17 protein-coding genes and 3 pseudogenes are annotated in these 22,341 nt (G+C 54.7%); 4 read left to right on the forward strand and 16 right to left on the reverse strand.

The annotated features are described in order from the left end of the window. Positions 1-271 precede the first annotated feature (271 nt). Positions 272-1,207: a nucleotidyltransferase and HEPN domain-containing protein gene (locus tag AC4CWF_RS19445; RefSeq protein WP_491286874.1), complete on the forward strand. Its 936-nt coding sequence runs from the start codon at positions 272-274 to the stop codon at positions 1,205-1,207. Positions 1,208-1,631: 424 nt separating this feature from the next. Here the strand turns inward: AC4CWF_RS19445 and AC4CWF_RS19450 are convergent, their stop codons facing one another. The 9 genes from AC4CWF_RS19450 to AC4CWF_RS19490 form a co-directional block, all read right to left on the reverse strand. Then, positions 1,632-2,966: a right-handed parallel beta-helix repeat-containing protein gene (locus AC4CWF_RS19450; RefSeq protein WP_491286876.1), complete on the reverse strand. Its 1,335-nt coding sequence runs from the start codon at positions 2,964-2,966 to the stop codon at positions 1,632-1,634. Next, a complete protein-coding gene (locus AC4CWF_RS19455; RefSeq protein WP_491286878.1) occupies positions 2,966-5,107 on the reverse strand; it encodes a glycosyltransferase in 2,142 nt (713 codons plus the stop codon). Before AC4CWF_RS19455 ends, AC4CWF_RS19450 begins: the two co-directional genes overlap by 1 nt. Before the next feature lie 14 nt (positions 5,108-5,121). Further along, on the reverse strand, positions 5,122-5,736 hold the full coding sequence (locus tag AC4CWF_RS19460) for a CatB-related O-acetyltransferase (protein WP_491286880.1): 615 nt from the start codon (positions 5,734-5,736) through the stop codon (positions 5,122-5,124). After that, on the reverse strand, positions 5,733-6,932 hold the full coding sequence (locus tag AC4CWF_RS19465) for a glycosyltransferase family 4 protein (protein WP_491286882.1): 1,200 nt from the start codon (positions 6,930-6,932) through the stop codon (positions 5,733-5,735). Before AC4CWF_RS19465 ends, AC4CWF_RS19460 begins: the two co-directional genes overlap by 4 nt. A 4-nt stretch (positions 6,933-6,936) precedes the next feature. Continuing rightward, positions 6,937-7,974 (reverse strand): glycosyltransferase family 4 protein, encoded by a 1,038-nt coding sequence (locus AC4CWF_RS19470; RefSeq protein ID WP_491286884.1) that lies wholly within the window; start codon positions 7,972-7,974, stop codon positions 6,937-6,939. 2 nt (positions 7,975-7,976) lie between these two features. Then, positions 7,977-8,429 carry an LbetaH domain-containing protein gene (locus AC4CWF_RS19475; RefSeq protein ID WP_491286886.1) on the reverse strand — a complete coding sequence of 151 codons (453 nt, stop codon included), beginning with the start codon at positions 8,427-8,429 and terminating at the stop codon, positions 7,977-7,979. A 1-nt stretch (position 8,430) separates the two neighbouring features. Continuing rightward, positions 8,431-9,705, reverse strand: coding sequence for a lipopolysaccharide biosynthesis protein (locus AC4CWF_RS19480; protein WP_491286888.1), 1,275 nt, complete (start codon positions 9,703-9,705; stop codon positions 8,431-8,433). Positions 9,706-9,729: 24 nt separating this feature from the next. Further along, positions 9,730-10,899, reverse strand: a complete 1,170-nt coding sequence (locus AC4CWF_RS19485) for a glycosyltransferase (RefSeq protein WP_491286891.1) — start codon at positions 10,897-10,899, stop codon at positions 9,730-9,732. A gap of 413 nt (positions 10,900-11,312) precedes the next feature. Next, positions 11,313-12,608, reverse strand: a complete 1,296-nt coding sequence (locus tag AC4CWF_RS19490; protein ID WP_491286893.1) for a hypothetical protein — start codon at positions 12,606-12,608, stop codon at positions 11,313-11,315. A 361-nt stretch (positions 12,609-12,969) separates the two neighbouring features. Between AC4CWF_RS19490 and tnpA (AC4CWF_RS19495) the strand changes: the two genes are divergently transcribed. The 3 genes and pseudogenes from tnpA (AC4CWF_RS19495) (at position 12,970) to AC4CWF_RS19505 (ending at position 14,829) form a co-directional block, all read left to right on the forward strand. Then, a complete protein-coding gene (tnpA, locus tag AC4CWF_RS19495) occupies positions 12,970-13,440 on the forward strand; it encodes an IS66-like element accessory protein TnpA (RefSeq protein WP_491286895.1) in 471 nt (156 codons plus the stop codon). After that, positions 13,437-13,559: pseudogene (tnpB, locus tag AC4CWF_RS19500) on the forward strand (IS66 family insertion sequence element accessory protein TnpB); the annotation flags it as partial. The gene tnpA (AC4CWF_RS19495) and the pseudogene tnpB, both read left to right, overlap by 4 nt. A gap of 49 nt (positions 13,560-13,608) precedes the next feature. After that, a complete protein-coding gene (locus tag AC4CWF_RS19505) occupies positions 13,609-14,829 on the forward strand; it encodes an IS256 family transposase (RefSeq protein WP_491286896.1) in 1,221 nt (406 codons plus the stop codon). 47 nt (positions 14,830-14,876) lie between these two features. Here the strand turns inward: AC4CWF_RS19505 and tnpA (AC4CWF_RS19510) are convergent. From tnpA (AC4CWF_RS19510) to AC4CWF_RS19540, 7 genes and pseudogenes are all read right to left on the reverse strand, one after another. Continuing rightward, a pseudogene (tnpA, locus tag AC4CWF_RS19510) lies at positions 14,877-15,171 on the reverse strand (IS66-like element accessory protein TnpA); the annotation flags it as partial. An 89-nt stretch (positions 15,172-15,260) separates the two neighbouring features. Next, a pseudogene (locus AC4CWF_RS19515) lies at positions 15,261-16,064 on the reverse strand (IS701 family transposase); the annotation flags it as partial. 146 nt (positions 16,065-16,210) lie between these two features. Beyond that, positions 16,211-17,173 (reverse strand): GDP-L-fucose synthase, encoded by a 963-nt coding sequence (fcl, locus tag AC4CWF_RS19520; RefSeq protein ID WP_491286898.1) that lies wholly within the window; start codon positions 17,171-17,173, stop codon positions 16,211-16,213. Between the two features lie 2 nt (positions 17,174-17,175). After that, on the reverse strand, positions 17,176-18,318 hold the full coding sequence (gmd, locus tag AC4CWF_RS19525; protein ID WP_491286899.1) for a GDP-mannose 4,6-dehydratase: 1,143 nt from the start codon (positions 18,316-18,318) through the stop codon (positions 17,176-17,178). A gap of 308 nt (positions 18,319-18,626) precedes the next feature. Then, positions 18,627-19,697 (reverse strand): HWE histidine kinase domain-containing protein, encoded by a 1,071-nt coding sequence (locus tag AC4CWF_RS19530; protein ID WP_491286901.1) that lies wholly within the window; start codon positions 19,695-19,697, stop codon positions 18,627-18,629. Then, positions 19,684-20,142, reverse strand: a complete 459-nt coding sequence (locus AC4CWF_RS19535; protein ID WP_491286902.1) for a response regulator — start codon at positions 20,140-20,142, stop codon at positions 19,684-19,686. The genes AC4CWF_RS19530 and AC4CWF_RS19535 overlap by 14 nt, the downstream gene beginning before the upstream one ends. Further along, on the reverse strand, positions 20,135-22,336 hold the full coding sequence (locus AC4CWF_RS19540) for an ATP-binding protein (protein ID WP_491286904.1): 2,202 nt from the start codon (positions 22,334-22,336) through the stop codon (positions 20,135-20,137). The genes AC4CWF_RS19535 and AC4CWF_RS19540 overlap by 8 nt, the downstream gene beginning before the upstream one ends. Positions 22,337-22,341 lie beyond the last annotated feature (5 nt).

Consider the following 22,341-nt stretch of genomic DNA (forward strand, 5'->3'; position numbering starts at 1 on the left):
GGAGCCCAGGAGGGTTGGGAACGGCGGGGCGATTAGGATAAACCTTGATCAAGGACGTCGTAGGAAAGGCTGGAGGGGTGCTTCCCAGAAGGTTCACCGCGCTGCCGCTGCCACCCCGGAGGAGGCTCGCACATTGCCCGCCGACACTGAACCGCTATTCCTCGCTGGACAACGACCGATCATTGCCGGAAAGCTCACCTATCAATATGATATCGCCTTCGCAGGTCTCTTCAATGCACGTTAAGACAGAACGACGACGGACCGGATGCCGATGAAATCAAGCCTGGACCATTTACCGGAGCGCAAGCAACGCGAACTCACCCGCATCGTCGAGTTGATCCACGAAGAATTCGCAGATGCAATCAGCGGCGGTACGGCCGATTTCAAGAAGAAGGGACGTATCCTAAAGATTATACTCTTTGGCTCCTACGCCCGTGGCAACTGGGTCGATGAACCCCATACCATGAAAGGCTACCGCTCGGATTACGATATTCTCGTCATCGTCAACACACGAAAGCTGGCAAGTCCCGAGTACTGGCAAAAGGCAACGGACCGGATCATGCATGACAAGGCCGTCAATACGCCAGTCGGCCTCATTGCCCACTCCCTGCGCGAAATGAACCGCTTTCTCCAGGACGGCCATTACTTCTTTTCCGACATTCGTCGGGACGGCATCGCGCTGTACGAGTTGGACGAGACGGCGCTTGCGGAACCCAAAACACTCAATCCCGCGGACGCGTTTCGTGTTGCAAAGGAACATTTTCAGTCCCGGTTCCGATTTGCGAAAGATTTTGCAAAAGGATCAAAGTTCTATGTCAATGAGGGCAATCTAGAGCTGGCAGCTTTCGAACTTCATCAGTCAATTGAAAGCGCCTACGCGTCGGTGCTGCTTACGGCCACAAATTACAGCCCGCCATCCCACAATATCAAGTTTCTACGGAGCCTCGCGGAAGGGTGTGACCCGCGGCTTGTTGAAGCATGGCCGAGGGATGGTATCCGCGCGGTCGCCTGGTTTAATATCCTTAACGAGGCCTATGTGAAGGCACGGTACTCCCGGCACTATGAAATCAGCGAGGAAGCCCTACAGTGGCTGATCGAGCAAACCGCGGTCCTCCTCGACCTCGTTGAAGCCGTTTGTGTGGAGCGCCTGGGCATCTTGGCAGACGAGGTTGTTCAATCGTTATCGGAGCCGGATGCTGCCCAATAAACGTGAGCTATCTCCATTCGGCCCTCGCCGAGGCAGCTACGGAAAATGCTAGCACTACTTTGGCAGAATAGAATTTCCGTGGTGGAAATGACATCGACAGTGCGGACATCGGACTTGGGCTGTCGATTAGAATAAGTGCGTTTGTCAGTCTAACCGCTTACCGCCGATCGCGCAAGAAAAGCTGAACCTGCGGTCCTCGGCGAATGCTTACGAAAAGACGTTACCCGCCGCAGAAGTGGAAAGCTCGATCGCGCATGACTTCACCACGCCGATTAGAGAAGCGCTTTCGATGTTGATGTGATGGCGGCTTCGGTGACGACACCGAACGAGGCGCCCGACACTGCTGATACGCCGTCCTTGACCGAGTTTGCAATCGCCAACGGATTGCCGACCGACGATCTGGGGCATCATTGCACTGTCAAGGTTAATCTTTGACAGAGACGGCGCTAGTGTTGGCAACTACTAGAATATTGCCTTTTCCTAGCTCCTTTGGTGAAATGATGTTTTCGTGTACAACACCATTCGTTGCCGATCCTACGATGATGCCATCACGATTGCCCCGAACAATGTTTGAGGCGATTTCAAAATTGCGGATCCGCGCTTTATCATTGTTCCTTGGATCACCCACCAATATGCCGACACCAGGATGATCAAGCACAACGTTTTTTACAATAGACAAGCCATTGATCGTCGTGACAACAATACCGTCGCGCACCGATCCAATAAGGGTGTTGCCGCGCACGGCTACATCGCTAGAACCGCCTGCTATATAGATCGAATTTCCAACTGATGAGGCTTCCTTCCGGAATTGTCCCTCCCCAAAGAATTTACCGGCGTTCTTTACAACGTTGCCAATGACCTTGACATTCGCTGACCGACCCAGCCCGTAATAAGCATCCGAGAAAACAACAATTCCGCCGGCAAAGGTATCGCTGACGTTATTACCCTCAATAATCATGCCATCAACACCGCTTGAAGCTATTCCTTTGGCATAACCCTGCGCTACAGTATTATGGCGAAATACGACATTTCGGGTTCCGCCAGGGACCTTAGCGTCGGTGACGATAATCAGAAGATCGTCGCCGGTCAGAGAAATGTCATTTTTTTCCGCCAAGACGTCATGGACGCAATTGTCAAAACCCAAACCGTTACCTAAGACCTGGCGCACGCGGCAGCCGATGACGGATACATTATTGGCATAGGAAATCTGTATACCCCCACCACGCGCGTTGCTAACCTCAACGCGCTCGACACGGACCAAATCGGCGTTCCACAGGAGGGGATCTCGTGCGCCACCAAGGCGTAGACCATAGGCATTAGGCTTACGGCTCTCCACGACACCTGTCCGACGCACATCGATTTTATCGACGTAATCAATTGCAAGATCGTGAACCCAGATCTTCTTTGCATGAAGCCAAATCGCAGGCTCAGCCGCTCCGAGAGGCAATGCGGACATGAGCACAGCGCCATCCCCGCTCACTTCCACATCATCAAATACCACCTCCAGATGGCTGAATTTGTAAACCCCTTTAGGAAAAAAAACATGTGAAGGTTTGCGAGATGCCGCCGCACGCATCATAGCACGGCGGATGGAAGCTGTGTCATCCGTTTGCCCGTCGCCTTTCGCGCCAAAGTTGGTCACATCAAATACGACGCGATCTGATGCTGCAACAGCCACGCTGAGAGGCAGCACTCCAGTGATAGATAAAGCTGCAAAAAAAATCGAAGATCTCAGAAATTTTCTACGATGCATAAACATCACTGTCCTTTCTGCTGCCCACCTTGCGAAGGACCTTGTTTTTCAGTAGCAATGGTTTCAGCAACGATGCGGCGGATCGTTTCGTGAAAACGCTGAGGACTGAACTTTTCAGCATGGCGTTTGATGGCATCGCGATCCCACGTGGTCGGAAATGCGCATACAGCCTTGCGGATTGCCTGCGGGGTTGCCTCCTCGATAAAAAGCCCGCTTGTTCCCTCATGCGTCGAATCGAGGAAGCCACCCGCGCGCAGCAGCAAGACTGGTGTCCCGAAGGCGTTTGCTTCAATGGGCGTTAGCCCGAAATCTTCGCGTGAAACCGAGATCAATGCTCTTGCATTTGCATAAAGCCAACGTAGTTGCGCCTCGCTGACGTAACCCGTGGGCACAACATTGTCGGGAGCATCCAAAATTTTACCGCCGCCGGCTACGGCAAGAGTATGCTCCGGCATACTCTTGAAGGCTTCGACGAGTGGTTGAGCTCCCTTGTAGCCGCGTGCCCGGCCGACCATCAAGAAGAATGTTTTGCCCACTAGCGCCGGTACCGCTTCGCCCGGCAAGCTGGCATCAACCGAAATAGGTGGAAAAACAACACGCGCATCACGCCCATAGACGCGACGTATGCGCTCCGCAACCGAGGTCGAATTGGCTATGTAGACATGAGCCGAACGGGCGGCTTGGCGATCCCACTTGATCATCCAAGATCGCAAGGTCCTGAGCACAGCCCTCACGAAAAAAGATTGTCCCAGCAAATAATCATCTGCCTGATAAAGCCAGCGGGCCGGATTGTGGCAGTACACGATCTTGCGCGTCGTCCCAGCAGTAGGCAGTGCATGAGCCCAGCCGGAGGAACTGCATACCACGACATCGGCACGGACCGGTTTGACTGACGACCAGGCCGCTGCCAAGAAAGGGAAAGCCAGACGCGAATCTCTTTGGAACAAAGTCACCTTGTTGAGACAGGTTGCCTTAATTCGCATGTTTTTAAATTCTGGGAATGTTCCCTCAGAGGCATAAATTGAGGTGACGATACTCCGTGGTTGCAGTGCCCGCACAAGCTCAATTGTAACCCTTTCCGCACCCCCTCGTTGAGTCAAATAGTCATGCGCAACGACAACATCGAGTTCATTATTAATGCTTGCTTTCTTGTCAAAAGATTCTGAGTCGCCCAGTTTGTCCAATGGGGTATCGGAGGGACGCTCAGCACCGTATCGCACTGACTGAGTGTGACTTGCACCTACGCCTAAAATGCGAGCATCGCTGTTTTCAGCATGCAGAGGCAGCTTCACGATTGCAGTGTCAATATCGCCAGCAATGAGCTGATGAAGACCAAAATGCAATATGCCTCGCGCTAGCTGATTGTCATTTCCACCTTCACCAACATTATGGATCCTCAGGCTGAACGCCTGGCTCGACTTGATTGTCGGCAAGTCGAAATCGCCATCCATGACCCGATTTACGCGAGTGCCGGCCACAAGCGAGGCAAGTTTGAACCAAATGTCGTCTGCATAGGGGCATATTTCCATGGCAAGACGCTCGTTAAGCGCGATATCAGGAAGCGAGTGTGGTGGATAAAGAATTCCACCATCGCCTTTTAGGAAAGTGCGAACAGAAGGGGTTGACCGTGTAGCGCCAGGCCATCGTGCGTATGGCGCGATGTGACCATTGTCCACCAAAATTTCCGCACCTCTCAAGCCAATTATTGAATCGGGCTGTGCCGCATGTTCAGAAAGCAGTCGTGCCAGCCACCACCGTGGATACAGAATATCATCATCAGCTGTCACAATGACCGCATCTGGATAGGCCTGGAGAACAGGTAAAAGCTTTTTGTAGCTGCGCGAATTGGACTCAGTCCACAAAATCTCCACGTCACGATCAGTAACCGATGGCGGTAACTTTCCGTCTGGGAATTCAGACCGCGCCAGAACGAGAACTAGCCGCTCTGGCCTAACTGTTTGACGTAAAAGAGTTTCAATAGTGAGCCAGACGGTATCGATACGCGCCGGGAAGCTGGTCAGGCTGACAATTACGCCGGCGCGGCGCGGGCCGAAGTGGCGGCCGGGCAGATGCATTAAACTAATCTGCATTAAGCCACGCAATCTCAAGGCAATCTTCGCAAAAAACCTTTTTGCTAGTCCACTCATCGAGGTATCTTTCATTAAGCCTTGAATGGCGCAGAGGGACGCGACTTGCGGTAGGAGAATTGCTTATATCTAAAATCGTCGGTCATCTTGGCTAACTTAACTAATTCATCAATAGACCTGACGGCGGGTGAAGCCGCCAGATCGCCTTTGTCCCACCACCGGCTTTCGATCAATTTTTGTATGACATCTGGAGAAAACCGCATACGGATTACTCGCGCGGGAACTCCTCCAACAATTGCGTATGCCGGTACCGGCTTGGTAACTACGCTACCTGCCCCAATAACGGCTCCGTCGCCGATGTGAACGCCAGCGACAACTATCACGTTGTCCCCAATCCAAACGTCATTGGAAATGCTTGTATGTTCCTGAGTGGACGGTGCTATAAATGGGTGAGTGGAAATAGCTTCTACTGCATGACGCGGAGCGCCTATTGTACAACGGCGGCCAATTGAACAAAATCTACCAATGGTCACATTTCGCAGCATGCTGTCGTTACAGTAAGTTCGATAGCCAACCATTACAGGTGCATGCAAACTGCAATCACCCAAAGCCACTCGGTCCTCTACCAGCACGCCTTTCACCGGTCGTGCGAAGGCGCGCAGTAAAATCTCTAAAAATTTAAAAATCATATTTTGTCTCTCGAATTTTGACTATGCATCGCTGATTTGACACCCGAAGCACCGTCACTGAGTGCATTCTCGTAATCGTCGCTAGCTTTTGTTAGAGAGTAAGCGTGGGGCAAGAGCGACTGCCTTTCGGCAGGTCTGTCGGCCAGACTGGCCTCAATGGCGGACGCAACCTGCGCCGGGCTATTGGGCTTAACGGTCTCTGCAGCTAACCCTTCGATGGCCAGGTGATCTGAGAGAACTGATGGCAAGCCAGTGGCTGCAGCCTCAAGTGGTCCAAGCGCAAGGCCTTCGCGGCGCTTCGAGGTGAACATGAATACGTCGCCAGCACTCAAATATTGAGGCAGTAGCTCCCGGTTTACTGCACCGACAAATGTCACCGCATCTGATAGCCCCAAATGGGACACCTGCGCTCGCAAATCTGGTTCATATGGCCCAGATCCGGCTATTATATAATGTAGTTCGCGCCGCTGCCCAAAAGCCAGGGCGAATCCGTTCAACGATTCACGAAGCCCCTTTTGGACGTGAAGCCGGCAAGCAGATATCACTACCGGTGCATCCAGTGGGATACCTAGCGCATTGCGAATACGGGCGCGTGCGCTAGTATGGAATACGAAATGATCTTGATCTATACCGTTTGCAATGACCTGCACCGGTGTATTGCCCAGCATCCAAGACGTTGGGGCACTGTTGAGTACATCGGCAACGGCCGGGCCGACGGCGATAACGCGATCATAATGACGTAAAGTCCTTTCGCGCGTGAATTCGAGCACATTTTTGGCCGACTTTAACCAAGACATGGGCTTGGGTACAGAGAGCTTAGAGACAAATTCGCCCCATGGCTGTCCATGGGACTGCATTATGACCAAGGGCTTTTCGTTGGGCTGACGTGTGCGCGCAATCGCATGGGCGCCCATGCCAATTCCAAGCACTGCATCGACACGGCGTTTGTAATCGTTTCTATACAACTCCACAGTGCTGCGCCAAAATGTTGGCGAATAGCGACCGGACTTAGCATTAATAGTTCGTATCCGCACCCCTTCAATTGTCGTGACAGGTTCAAGGTTCGTGCATTGAGTCGTCAGAATTTCAACCTCGTGGCCGCGGCGCGCGAGCGAACGGGCCAAATCCCAAGCCACTACTTCCATGCCGCCAAGATGGTGAAATGGAAGAGATCGCGAGACGAATAAAAGGCGCATTGGTTCAATCATGTTCGCGGGCCGATATTGCGGGTAGCATCGAATAGAGTATTTCGCAACGTGCAGCCACAGCATCCCACGTAAACTCGGAGGTGTTTAGTGCGGGCGGCTCTGAGGCAATGGCAAGGCTTAAACCTGACTGCCAGATCGCAACGTCACCGGGAGGTAGTGCGATCTGTCCAGCGGTGTGTAACACCTCCCCGAGGCCGCCCACGTCAGAACCTATAACAGGAGTACCTGCGGCCAAAGCTTCCAATGCTACGAGTCCAAGCAGTTCCGGTCGTGCATAAACCTGAGTGCCGTATGAGTTGACCGAGGGAACCACCAGGTAGCGAATTGATTTCATCAGCGAAGCAACGAGCAGATCGGATGCATCGGCAATGAAGGTTACATCCTTGCCTTTCGCGAGCTTCAGCAACTCATCGTAATATTGAGTGTCGCGCGCCTGACCCGCGACAATCATGCTCGCTTCTTGAGGCAGGGCCGCCAAGGCCACATGAAGACCTTTGTGAGGCAGCAGTCGGCCAACAAAACCAAAATCATAAGACCGCTCGAGTGGCCCAGCGTCTGGAAGGTGATCCCCGCCGCCCAGAATGACCATGTTCTTTTTTATCTGCCCCGTCGGGTCAACGTCTTTTCGGCTCCAATCGCTCACAAAGCCTGCAGCATCAATGAAGCGCAACCGGTGTTTCCCAAGCGCACGCCCGGGAGTAAGGGTTCCGCCGCCATGGTCGGTCAGGACAAGCGGTTTGTGCAGCATCTTGGCCAGAACTGCCGCGTAGTCAAAACCTGGTGTATTAAGCTGATGGACATGCACGATGTCGCACCGACGCACCAAATCGAAGAAGCGGCGCGGTGAAATAGGGCGAGTCGGAGCGTCGAGATCACTCAGTTCTGCAAATTCACGCATGGATCGGACAACCGCAACGCTGACAGTCAGTCCGCGTGCCCGCGCAGCCCGTGCCAACTCTGTCACGTAGCGTTCTCCGCCGCCTTTTTTTGTGCCACCGAATACGTCCAACGTAACAAAGAGAATATTCATGATTAAGTATCCAGGCGTTTGATGAGAACTGCTGGCGCGCCAGCATATGTACCAGGCTCTGTCAGCGAGCGCGTAACGACAGAGTTCGCGCCGATCTTCACATCGTTGCAGATAGACAAACTGCCTCGTAATGGGGTGATGACCACAGCGCCCGTACCGATCTCTACGCGGTCACCTACCGTCAAACGCGAATCTGTTCCCGGTGAATCACTTACAGATAGAGTAACACCGTGCCACAGAACCACATTTTTCCCGAGTGAAACATTGGGATGAACAACAATATTCATCGCAAAATGTCCCAAGGCCGGTTCACTTGATAGTATTGCCTCCGGTGGAAGAACCGCGCGGAATATTGCAAATAAATAAGCTTTTATGAAACGCGCTCTGCGATACTTTCCGTCGCGATAATACATTGTTGATAGGAGCCAAAGGCGACTGGGGTTGTAGAGGAGCATTTTAATTAGCATCTTCTTTGATTGATTTCCCGGACTTCCCGTTATGGGGCTTTGAACGAACTCTCAACATAAGAAATATCATTACTGCCAGAGCCACCGTTTGCGACCAGACGCTGACCCAAGCCGCAGTTACGGAGTTCATTTCGCCCCAAGCGAACCAAAACATAGTGGTAGTTGTTATGGCTGCCGCCGCTTGCCCTAGAGAGTTATAGCCGGGCTTACCCAAACCGCCAAGGTATGCGGCAATTACACTCGCCCCATAGCTAATTAACGTGCCCAGCAGCAATATTCTCATTAACTCCATCGCCGGCAAAAAATCGTCACCGAACACTATCGGCACAAGATACGGCATCGAAATCAGGATGGCTGCTATCAATGTAAACTGGCCCAATCCGCCGAGGATGACGGAGCGAATTATGACTTTTGTGGAGACATCACCGGCAACTTCAGCCAATACATTGCGCGTAATAACCGCCGTTACAATACCTGGCACTTCGGCAACGGTTACAGCAACCGAATAATAGCCGAGCTCATTTGCGGAAACGATAGCAGGCATAATTGCCTGATCAAGCCGCGCGGACATAGCTGCAGCAATCGCGCCGAAAGCCGATAGCAGCGAATATGAAAGAAAAGCTCTCCCGTTGAAATCAGGTGCCGGCATGGGTTGTGCGGATGAGGTCCGCGTGGTTGTATTGGGCGGAAGTCGAAGCACTGCCGATGCACTGAGGCCGGCTATCATATAAGCTGCCGCGAACAGGATCACGGATTGCACTCCGATAATCCAAAGCATCAAAATGACCCCGACCCGAAACCCTGAGGCCAGCAACCGTTCAAGATCGAGTGCGCTGTATTGCCGTAGTCCCTGTATATGGCCGCGTCTAATTGAAATCAGCGCGCTAGGCAGAAACGCTGCCCATATCATCAGCATGAGAAATCGGTCTGTATCGAGTTGTGCGGCAACAGCTGATGAATAGAAGAACAACACAATCCCGACCAAAAAGGTCGTTATCAGAGAAATTAAACCCGAAAGACGAACGATCGGGCTCGCCTGGTAACCACGACCTATGAAATAAGTAACGGCAGAAGGCACGCCAAGTGCTGCCACCGCAGCTGCTAGTGTCAAGGGTTGCAGTATACCTGCCAATTGCCCCCTTCCTGTGGCTCCTAGTGCATGTGCTAAGATTGGTGCCGTTATGATCCCGGCCGCAGGCATTGCAGCATATGCCAATATACTGCGCATCAGCGGTAAGGCAGCGCGCATATAATGCGTCAGCATTTGAAAAAAACCTCCCACCGCCCGTCACGGTTTAGCATCGAGCAGCGTTCTTATTTGTTCGATGCGTGCTTCCCAACTGTTAATGGTGAAGTCACCGACCGGCGGCTCGTAGGCTCCTAGGCAAGCCTTAGCGACAGCCTTAGCGAAATTATCCGGACCAACAAGGGAAACTCCTGGAATCGTCCGATCTGCAATACTCGGCAAATGTGTTGCCACAACCGGTAAACCAGCGGCTAGGTACTCGTAGACTTTCATGGGGAAAACACCAGCCGTATATTCATTGAGGTGATAAGGAATGATCCCAACCCAACTCTTGCCGATCTCGCCAGCCATCTCCAGCTGGTCCAGAGTACCAAGATAAGTGACCATGGGTGAAGCCAACAGACGGTTGAGCGCAGGATCACGCTTAGTGCCGTCAATGCTAACCGGTCCGGCCAATGCAAGTTTTACACCTTCGGCGACAATGCCCTCCAGCAGAGCGAAGTTAATTTTGCTCGGAGTCAGATTCCCGACAAATATCGCACGGCGCTCGCGCGCGGCTCTCGGCGCCTGCATTTGTTGAAACAAATTAATGTCTGCAACATTTTCCCACACCAATGGCTTTGCTCCCTGTGTCCGAAGATGCTCTGCAACGCCATTGCTGGACGCGATTACGGCATCCGCGCGCTTGATCAGTTGACGTTCAGCCTCAAGCAGTGCCTTGCGCGGAATGCCTTCAATCGTGTGCAAGAGGTCGACTGAATGGTATACGACAGTCTCCGCGCCGTCCTCCAGCCCATAGGTTAGGGGAGAGAAACTCCAGAGCGCATAACGCTTAGGTAAGCGTGACAGGATGCGGCGCGAGATGATCCATTGATTCAATGCCCGAACCATTGAGAATGAATGAAAAGGGACGACCATTGGCAAATGCCGCTGCAACGCATCGACTCCCTCTCTCCCCTTCTTGTTTCTGTTGACGGAAGTAGCGGCGCGCTTGACTCGAAACACAGCTGCCGCGCGCGAAGAAACGCGAAGCAAATCTTTCACACTCAACGTCGGCGCACGCAGTCCGAGGGACTCAATGTAATGTACTTCACGCTCAGCTGTCAGTCGTGTAGCGATATGTTGCTTATTAGTCCAGATTGGGGCATCCAGATCAGCAGTTGATAGTATTACCACAGGTATCAAAGGCACTTTTGATTCTATATCCTTCATCTCAAGCAGGTCTCCGTAAAATTATTCCAGTCTTCGTTAACGTGGACCGATAGTTAAAGTGTGAATGCAGCTGAGAGCGTGCTGAAGATGTGCGCAATGTAACGGGTTCGGCCGGGCGATTTTTAATAATACAATATACTAAAAAATTAATTCAACTCTCGAGTCGCAATTAAAATTCGAATTTTCTCAATATTCGCGCCCGTACAGACACTGGGAGGGTCAACGTAATGCAAGGAACGCTCATTAAAACTCAACGTTAAATTTGCTGGATAATTACAAGAAAAATTCAAAGGACAGAATAATATATAAAAGGTGAAAATTCATGTGATTACCCCCATTATAACGGCGTTTTATTCAGCCAACAAACGGCAATACGAGGCTAATGACAGGACAAAGTGACATTTTAGGCAGGACTACCATGCGCGTAGCCGTTTTCGGTGTGACGCCTTAGAGAATTTTATCCAGTAATTAAATGGAATCCCAGATAGTCGATAAATTACGATGTATACTAGACAATAATATATATCAAACGGTGATCCGCCTATAAATAAGCGAAATACCATCAGCAGTACCGAAAAACCATAGAAACTTTGGAACGTTCTTTGATAGGTGGCGCCCAGGCCGACCATTAACACGAGAAGTGCAGCGAGCGCCTCGATATATCCTCCAAAGGCAATCATCAGGTATCCAACCAAAGACAGGAACATGCCGCCTTGATCCCAACGTAGATAACGATAGGTTATATCGATACTAAGATCCTGTGGCTTGTCTGGCCAGAGAGCACGTGGAATAAAAGTCGTAACCGCCACGAAAACATTTTCTGGACGAGCTTTCTCTCCAGGTTGAACATACTGGGCAAGCCTATAGCCATCCAAAGTGTCGATGCCTCCACCATAGATAGCCACCAATGGATTATCGATCGTTTCCATGAAGGCGCTATATACGTCGGCTTCTCTTCCTGAAACTAGGTTGCCGCGGAAAGTTGACATAGTACTAGCTAGAACAGCGAATACAAATCCATATATTGAGTAACGCAGCAACAAAGTTGGTGTTATTTCCTGGCGCGCAATTTTCCCTGCGAAGAAGGCTATCGCCACAGATAGAATTGGACTTCGAATTGCACCAATGATTAGGACCAGCAGACCGGCCAAACATACAACACGATAAAATTTTTGATTGAAAAAATTATTGAATGCTAAAATGCAAAGCCCAACCACCAAACAAGTTTTAAGGATAGTTACCAATCCCTGCCCACCATCTGCTCGTGTGGCCAGGTCCGCTCTGAACAAAATAGTGGATATGGTTCCGATAATGATGAGCATCGTAGCCGCGTTTCGATTGACGAAACTGTGCTCAGATCTTTCTCGAAGCATCTGGGGGGCTAAGAGTGTAGTTTTACGACGCGACCATAAAGCAACAGCAACAATTTCACCTAGCAGGACAACGATTAACTCTACGGTCCAATTAAATACAAGACCCCCTATCTCAGACGCTTGCGTTGAGGGCAGGATGTGAGGTTCCCAGAGTTTTGTGCCGCTTAGTTCAGCAACCTGCATATGAGCCGAGCCATACAGGCAGATAATGTACAATGTGCAAGCGGTTGCTGACAATAACCCATGCCAAGGCGTGCCTTTTGCAGTCAGCAAACCAAAACGCCAAAGGATTAAAAAGCAAACCCCGACAAATAGGATTTGGCTAAGAGCGCTCAAATGTCACCTTCGTTTTAGCTATGGCTTCAGTCATTCAATAACCAACAATGACCTTTCTAGGATTTAGATATCTATCGATATCTAGGCTTTACGTAAATGCTAAATTTCCGAGTCAGATCCAAGCGGATTTGCTTCGGGGAAATTTGGAGAGGATTTCTAGCATTACAGTTGCAGTTTTAGTTTCAAATGAGCTCGTCGTGCGGCCGCTTGATGCGCTCGTCTCCAACATGACCATGCGATGATGTAGGCGGGCTTTATACGCCTCTGGGCAAGCTTATTCGTGAATGCGACGAACATCCCACCTTTGCTTTTCTGACCAAAGCCGCGAGATATGCTGCTTCATCTACAGGAGCTGAACGGGATGGTTGGAGACCGCGCTGATGCCATGCTTGAAGTCATGGATGAAGGCATGGATGAAGCCAGGCATGAGGGAAAATATCGGCGGATCGAGGTGATTACCGGTCGGCGCCAGCGGCGGAATTGGACTGACGAGGAGAAGGCGCGCATCCTTGCGGAAAGCGCAGAACCTGATGTGAACATCTCGGCCGTCGCTCGGCGCTGGGGCGTCAATCGCGGATTGCTGAATGTTTGGCGTCGGGATGCCGGGCTGACCTCTCGTCGCTCGGCCAAAGTCTGCGCGCAGCAGGCGATGTTCGTGCCTGTGGCCGTGGTTGGCGATCGAACGGCGACCGAACACTTGCCGTCGGATGCCACCGACTACGCCGCATGTCGGATTGAGATCGAGATTGCCGGCGCACGCCTGACCATGATCGGCTCGGTGGCGCCCGAGTTGGCGCAAGCGGTCGTGACGGCGTTGCGGGGTCGCCGGTGATCTGTCTTTCCCCTGGTGGAGTGAAGATCATGGTTGCGACGCAACCTGTCGACTTCCGGCGGGGAATGAATGGCCTGGTGGCATTGGTGGCATCAGCACTTGCCACTGATCGGGAGTGTCAGGAATTTCGTGTACGGGCGTGCATAATGGGTATGAAGGAGACCACCCATGGCACGACGAAAAGAGCCGATTATTCCGGACGCGATATTGGACCAATTGCTTGGCGGGGCCGATGCCAAGACGGCCTTTGACGGCGGCGGTCTGATCGACCAGTTGAAGAAGGCGCTGGCGGAACGGGCGCTGAACGCGGAGATGGATCATCATCTCTCAAGCGAAAATTCCAGCGGCAACAGCCGCAATGGCTATGGAAAGAAGACAGTTTTGACAGACGATGGTTCTCTGGAACTGTCGATACCGCGTGACCGGCAATCGAGTTTCGATCCGCAGCTTCTGGCCAAGTATCAGCGGCGGTTTCCCGGCTTCAACGACAAGATCATCTCGATGTATGCACGGGGCATGAGCACCCGCGAGATTGTCGGCCACGTGCAGGAGCTCTATGGCGTGGATGTTTCGCCGGACCTGATCTCGGCGGTTACGGATGCCGTGCTCGATGAGATCGCGGCCTGGCAATCGCGCCCTCTGGAACCGGTCTATCCCCTGGTGTTCTTCGATGCGCTTCGGGTCAAAATCCGCGACGAAGGCACGGTGCGCAACAAGGCCGTGCATGTCGCGCTCGGCGTTTGCGGTGACGGGACGAAGGAAATCCTCGGCCTTTGGATCGAAACCAACGAGGGCGCGAAGTTCTGGCTACGCGTCATGAACGAGCTGAAGAACCGGGGCGTGGAAGATATTCTCATTGCCGTCGTGGACGGACTGAAGGGCTTCCCCGATGCCATCAACGCGGTCTTTCCGGAAACTACCGTGCAGACCTGCATCGTCCATCTTTTAAGAAACTCGCTGGATTTTGCCTCTTGGAAAGACCGCAAGGATTTGGCGCGTGAAATGAAAATGATCTATTCGGCCATTGACGATAAGGCCGCCGAGGCAGCGCTGGCCTCATTCGAAGCAGGCTTATGGGGCCAGAAATTCCCGGCCATCGGCCAGATGTGGCGGCGTGCCTGGCAGGAGGTCATTCCCTTCTTCGCCTTTCCCAAGGACGTGCGGCGGATCATCTACACCACGAATGCCATCGAGGCCTTGAATTCCAAGCTACGCCGCGCGGTGCGCGCAAGGGGCCATTTCCCATCCGATGAGGCGGCGACGAAACTCCTGTATCTGGTCTTGAACAGATCGGAGAAAGAGTGGAAAATGCCACCGAGGGAATGGGCGATGGCGAAATCGCAATTTGCCGTTCTCTTCGCGGATCGTTTCCAGGCCGCGAGGGCGTAAACAGAAATGTTCAACCCCACGCCCGTACACGAAATTCCTGACACTCACTCAAGGTTCTCCGCAGCGATTGCCAGAGGCACGAATGCCGGCTCGCCACCATCTTGCGACGACGGCGTCGGTGCCGCCGCAAGCGGCAGGGCCAGAATGCCCTCACGCGCCTGGCGCCGCCAATCGGAAAGCTGGTTTGCTACAACACCGTGACGACGAGCGACATCCACGACGCGCGCACCAGGCTCAAGGCATTTCCGCGACAATACGAGCCTTCACATCATCCGGCCACCGCCGGTTACCGCGGCGCGGCTCAACGACCTCATAGCGACCAACAAATCCATCATCCATCATCCATCATTCAGCTTCCAGATACACCTGGAAGTCTTCTCGCATGCCCAGCTATGGTCAAAAAGCAGCGGATCCAATGGGACAGAGACGGCGCTTACGAAGAATGCGAGGTCGCCATCGCTGATATTGCGCCGGATCAACAAGCCACGCGTCCAAAGCCCGGTTTGCGTATCACTGTATTCGTCGGCATCGAGATCGGCCAGTTCGCAGTAGGCCCAGTCATGAAGCCGCGCGCCTTTTGTGCCATCGTCAGCGGAAAGGCGCTGCCATGCAGCCGGATCGAGATCACGGGCAATCTCAAGAGCCGTTCCTGCGACGAAAGGCTTACCAGACCAAGCGCCAAAATGATGGTCGTATTTAACCCCAAGAACTTAACCTTTGCAGGCTCGGCGCAGCGCTCCTTCGACGTCTCCGACGCCATACACAGCATCTGCTGCCACCCATGAAAACGGCACTTTGGCTGTCAGCGCTCGCCGATTCATATCGACAGCGAGGGCAGGCTTGGTAGCGAAGGCTACAGCTTCAGGAACATGAGCGGCGGCAAGCCTTGCCGGATCGCTGGTCCAACTCTTTGGCAAGTACAAGGCTCGATCGATAAACGCATGACCACGATCGGAAACATAGGCGGTGAACACACCGATTTGGCAGTTCGTTAGCTTGCCCGCTGACCCTGTATATTGACGTGAAACACCGCAAGATATCTTGCCCTGCTTGAGGAAGCCGGTCTCATCAATGACCAGGACCGCATCATCTGTGGCAAGGTGCTCCACAACATACTCGCGCACAATGTCGCGAAGTCCGCCTGCGTCCCAGCGTCCACGACCCAAGATGGCTTGCTCTCGCCACGGGCCAGGATCGCCAGCCGCCTCAGCGCGCATCCAATGAGCCCGCAGACGTAAAGAGGGCACATCTGTCGCCGCTTTTTGTGTCCGAGTTTGTCCAGAAATGGCAGCAAAAATGCTGAAAGCTCCGTATCCCAATCTGCCAAAGTAGTGCTAGGCTTGATGATGATGCTCATACACCCCATCAAGAATAAATGAGATCATGCGGCGGTTTCCTGCCGACGCTCGGCAAATTGTCCGCTGATGAACGCGGCATAGGCACTGCGGATCCCTTCCTCAAGACCGATGCTGGGCGTCCAGCCGAGGCCACGGAGCTTGTCGGCGCTCATCAACTTGCGCGGTGTACCATCTGGCTTCGAAAGGTCGTTGATGATTGCTCCCTCGAAACCGACGACGCGGCACACCAGCTGCGTCAGCTCCAGGATCGTCACTTCGTCGCCGTAGCCGACATTGACGTGGGTGTCCGCCGAGTAGGTCTTCATCAGATGTACGCAGGCATCGGCGCAATCATCGACGTGGAGAAACTCGCGGCGCGGCGTGCCTGTGCCCCAGACCACCACCTCCGACTTGCCCTCGGTCTTGGCATCATGAGCCTTGCGGATCAGCGCCGGTATGACGTGGCTGGAGTTCAGGTCGAAATTGTCGCCGGGACCATAAAGATTGGTCGGCATGGCCGAGATGAAGTCGTGGCCATGCTGCTTGCGATAGGCCTGGCACAGTTTGATCCCGGCGATCTTGGCAATCGCGTACCATTCATTGGTCGGCTCGAGTGCCCCGGTCAGCAGTGCATCCTCAGTGATCGGCTGGGCGGCAAACTTCGGATAGATGCAGGAAGAACCGAGGAACAGCAGCTTTTCCACGCCGACCTTGTGAGCTGCGTGGACGATGTTGGCCTCGAGAATCATGTTCTCGTAGAGGAAGTCTGCCGGAAAAGTGTCATTGGCGAGAATGCCGCCCACCTTGGCAGCGGCCAGAAACACCGCGTCCGGACGGTTCTTGTCCATCCAGGCTTCGACCTCAACCTGACGCGTCAGGTCCGCATCGGCGCGCAAAGCGGTGAGGATTTCGCAGCCTTCGGAGGCAAGCCGGCGGACGATGGCCGAACCGACCATCCCCCTGTGCCCTGCCACATAGACCTTCTTGCCTTTCAGGTCGTAAACCATGCTCAGCTCTCCAGGCTCACAGGCAAGCTCAGGCCGTGCAGCTTCAGCAGGGCATGGCGCCGCGCCGCCTTATGGTCTTCGGCCACCATCTCGGCGCACATTTCCTGGGCGGTGATCTCGGGAACCCAGCCCAGCTTTTCCTTGGCCTTGTCCGAGCTGCCAAGCAGCGTCTCCACTTCGGCCGGGCGAAAATAACGCGGATCGATCCGCATGACGACGTCTCCGACCTTGATCGATGGCGCCAGATCACCGGTGACCGCAGCCACGGTCGCGATCTCGTCAACACCCGTGCCGGAAAACTCCAGCGTCACGCCGAGTTCGTTCGCCGTCCACTGGATGAATTCGCGCACGGAATATTGCAGACCCGTGGAAATGACAAAATCCTCGGGCGTGTCCTGCTGCAGCATCATCCACTGCATGCGCACATAGTCCTTGGCGTGGCCCCAGTCGCGCAGAGAATCGATGTTGCCCATGAACAGGCAGGACTCCAGACCCAAGGCGATATTAGACAGGCCGCGCGTAATCTTGCGCGTCACAAAGGTCTCGCCGCGGCGGGGAGACTCGTGGTTGAACAGGATGCCGTTGCAGGCATACATGCCATAGGCTTCGCGATAGTTGACCGTGATCCAGTAGGCGTAGAGCTTGGCGACGGCATAAGGCGAACGCGGATAGAACGGTGTCGTCTCCCGCTGCGGGATTTCCTGGACGAGACCATAAAGCTCGGACGTCGATGCTTGGTAGAACCGTGTCTTTTTTTCAAGCCCGAGGAAGCGGATGGCCTCCAGCATGCGGAGCGTGCCGATCGCATCGACATCGGCGGTATATTCTGGAGCCTCAAAGCTGACGGCCACATGCGACTGGGCGCCGAGATTGTAAACCTCGTCCGGCTCGATATCGCGGATGATACGCGTCAGGTTCGAGGTGTCGGAGAGATCGCCATAATGCAGCTTGAAGCGTCCATTGGTGACGTGCGGATCCTGATAAATGTGATCGACGCGCGCGGTGTTGAATAAGGAGGCACGGCGTTTGATACCATGGACCATGTAGCCCTTTTCGAGCAACAGTTCTGCAAGATAGGAACCGTCCTGGCCGGTCACACCCGTGATAAGTGCAACTTTACTGTTGCCGACAGCATTCAAGGTCATAGCTTCCCGGAGCAAAATCAAACTCAATTATCACTGGTGGGTCGCCGCCGCCCGCCATCAAAGGGTATCTTATTTCCACGTTCACCCAGGTGGCATTATTGGTCACGCTTGGCAATAACTTTCCCCTCTCGCCTTGAAGCAAATAGCTGCTTTCACAGACTCATCGAGAGTGCTGCCCGGCTGCATGAGGAGTTAATAGCTGCTCATGCTGCTGGGATTCCGAGCTGTCATAGCGCACCCTATAGGTTCTCTACAGCTCAAACCGCGGCCCTTGGCATTGCGAAAGGCTGATTCCAGCTGCACTACCCTCAATGGCCGTTTACCCCGTCCGGGCGTGCTGCCGAAATTTCGGTCCCAAGCGTCTCATCACACGTGCTTTCCAGCGGAAAGCAGATGTCGCAGGAAAGCCCTGTCTCGGGGTAGGTGATCGTCACGTCGCCCAGCAGTTCGTATTCGATGGTGCGCTGGATCAGCGTCATGCCGAAGCCTAGATCCTGCGGCGGGTGGACGGGCGGGCCGCCGGTCTCTTTCCAGTGCAGGCAAAGAAGTGGCTGGCCCTCTTTGTTCATCTCCCTGGACCAGGAGACGGAGACGCGACCGGATGCGGTGCTTAGCGCACCGTATTTCGCCGCATTGGTCACGAGTTCGTTCAGCACCATCGACATGGCAAGGGCGGCGCGGGGATCAAGCGGGATCGACGGTCCCGGCGTAACCGCAATGCGCTCGGCATCGCGCAGGGTGGCGACAGCCGTCCGCGTAATCATGTCGTGAAGGTCGGCTTCGTTCCAGTTTGTCTCAAACAGCAGCGCATGGGCATCTGCCATGGCGCGCAGGCGTCCCATCAGGTTTTCGACATAGTCCTCGACGTTTTGCGCGCCGCGCGCGGTCCGCCGCACGATCGACATCACCATAGCCATGGTATTTTTAACCCGATGGCTGAGTTCGCGCACCAGAAGCTCACGGTGTTGCTCGATACGGCGGCGCTCGGCCCGTTCACGGGCTTCCGAAAGGGCACGCTCCACGGCGGCGGCCAGCCGGATCAGTCGCTGCTTCAGCACATAGTCGGTCGCTCCCCGGCGAAAGCTTTCAATGGCCACCTCCTCGCCCAGCACGCCCGAGACGAAGATGAACGGCGTTTCGGGCACGCGCTCATGGGCAAGCTCGAGTGCTGCCATGCCGTCGAAATCGGGAAGCGAGAAATCAGCAAGGATCACGTCGAATTCCGTCGCATCGAGCGCTGAAAGATAGTCGGCCCGGCTTGCCGCACGGTGAACGTCCGGCTGCGGCTGCAGCCGCTCGAGATGTTCGCAAATCAGTTCGGCATCCAGCACGCTGTCTTCGAGAAGAAGGATGCGGATGGTGGGATCAGGACTTTGCATTGCGTAGATTTCCCGGTGGCGGTTCGTTCAGCAGCGCCCAGAACACGCCGAGATCCTGTATGGCCTTGAAGAATTCGCTAAACTCCACAGGCTTCACCACGAAGGCGTTCACGCCCAACTCGTAACTTTGCACCAGATCCTGCTCCTCGCGCGAGGAGGTCAGCATGACGATCGGGATATGCCGGAGCCGGTCATTCGTCTTCACTTTTTCCAGAACCTCCAGCCCATCCATCTTTGGCAGCTTGAGGTCGAGCAGCACGACGGTCGGGTCGCCGTGCGTGCGGTTATCGTGCAGGCCGGTGCGCAGGAGATAATCCATGGCTTCCGCACCATCGCGGGCGATGACGATTTCGTTGGCCAGCTGGCACTTTTCCAGCGCCGCCAGCGTCAGTTCAAGATCGCGAGGGCTGTCCTCGACGAGCAATATCGGACGCAAATCAGGCAATTGCGCGACCTTTCCTCTTCTCTGTCGGCAGGCAGAAGGTGAAGCAAGCGCCCTTGTCCACCTCCCCTTCCGCCTCGATACTTCCATTGTGGCGTTCAATGATGCGCCGCACCAGCGCAAGACCGATCCCCGTTCCTTCAAAATCCTCTGCCCGCTGCAGGCGCTGAAACACACCGAACAGTTTTCCGACGTAAGCCATGTCAAATCCCACGCCGTTGTCGGACACGGAGTAAATCGTCATGTCGTCGCGGGTCACGCCGGCAATGGTGATTTCGGCTTGGGGACGCGGCTGGGTATATTTCACCGCATTGTCGATGAGGTTGAACCACACCTGACGCAGCAGCGTCACATCGCCAAACGCCGGCGGCAGGTCCGAAACGGACCATTTTATCTTCCGGTCACGGCTGGAGAGGCTAACGGACTTGATGACATCGGCCACCAGCTTGTTCATGTCGACCGGTTTTGAGGCGATGGAGGAGCGCCCGAGCTGGGAAAAGCTCAAGAGATCGTCCACCAGCCGGCCGGCGGAAACGGCGGCGTCCGAAATCGTCTGCAGGTAATGCCGGGATTTGTCATCCAGCGAATTTTCGCGCTCGCGCAAAAGCTCGGCAAAACCGACGATGTGGCGAAACGGTGCGCGCAGATCATGCGAGACCGAATAGGAAAAGGCCTCAAGTTCCTTGTTGGAGCGCTGCAGGTCGCTGGAAAGCTGTGCCAGTTCCTCGGCCTTGCGCAGGACGACGCCGACAATGGCCGAGCGCAGCTCGCGCGCAGCCGAAAGCTCCGCATCGCTCCACGGCGCTGATTGAAGCCGCACCAGTTCGCGCCAGGCATCGAAGGATTTGCGCGGGTGGATGCGGCCGCGCTCGGCCACCAGCTTGTGCGGATTGCCGCCCCAGTTCACCGAGCGCACCAGTTCGGGCCGAAACCAGATCAGCCAGCTGGCATGTAACCTGGAGATGCGGATGGCCAGAACGCCGCTTGCGCTGTCGGCAAAACTTTCCGCCGCCGGGTAAAAGCTTGCCAGTGACTGCGTGGCAAAGAACTCGCGGTCTTCGCCGCGTTGCTCCAGAAACGACACGAGCCGGCGCAGATTTTCGTCACCAGGCGTTACACCAAACGTGCGCAGATGCGTCGGCGTGATGACGCAGGCGCCAAGTGCCGACACCTGTTCTAGCAGCAGGTCGCCCTCCTGGAAAAGCCCGTCCAGCCAATCGGCTTCTGCCGACATCGCGCCGAGCAATCGGCTCGTTACCTGCGACAGCTCCACCCGGCGGGCGGCATCGTCTGCCCGCGACAGCGCGCCAATGCGCATGGCAAGCGCTTCGGCGGCAAAATCGCAGATTTCCCGCAGCGGATGCGGGACGGTATGCGCTTCGACGCTGTGGCAGGACACCAGCCCCCAGAGCGTGCCGTCGACCATGATGGAAACCGACATGGAGGCTCCGGTGCCCATGTTGCGCATATATTCCAGATGCACCGGCGACACGCTGCGCAGCTGGGCAAAACTCATGTCGAGCTGATCGCCGGTTTGCGGATTGAGCGGCGGGTTGAGCGGCACGGGCCGGTAGCCCACATCGGGGATGATGCGCAGCCGGTTGGACGCATAGAGCGCCCGCGCCTGGGCCGGGATATCCCCGCTTGGAAACCTCAGATCAAGATAGGATGGAAGCCTGCCATTGCCGCTTTCGGCCACCACCTGCCCGTTCCACTCCGCGTCGAACCGGTACAGCAGCACCCGGTCGAAACCGGTCAGGCCTGCAATGAACTGCGTGACGATGGACAGCGACCGGGTGATATCGTTTTCAGCAGAGAGCCTTTGGGTAAAACTGCGCAGGCGACCAAATATGGCGTCCAGCGGCTCGCTCCCGGCGGGTTCCACTTCCACGACGATCAAGGAACCGGCGCGGTGGGCGACAAGCGTCAGGTTGCGCTCCAAAATGCGTGTCTGAAAGAAGGCTTCGCTGCCGGCATGCCACTGCATCAGCGCCGCCATCACCGCGTCAAGTGCTGCAGAGGGCGGCCTGCCCAGTGCCACGGCATCCCCAAGGTAATCGGAAAGGTTGGCGCTCGCCTGAACGACCACCTGGTCGTGCGGGCGCAGCACAAACAGCGCACCATGGGGCTGAATGGCGCCCGGCACGCGGATCGGCTCGCGCGCACAGGCTTCCAGATCCAGGTCCGTTCCAGTCAAAAGAC

The sequence above is a fragment of the Neorhizobium sp. PAMB6630 genome (assembly GCF_058242775.1).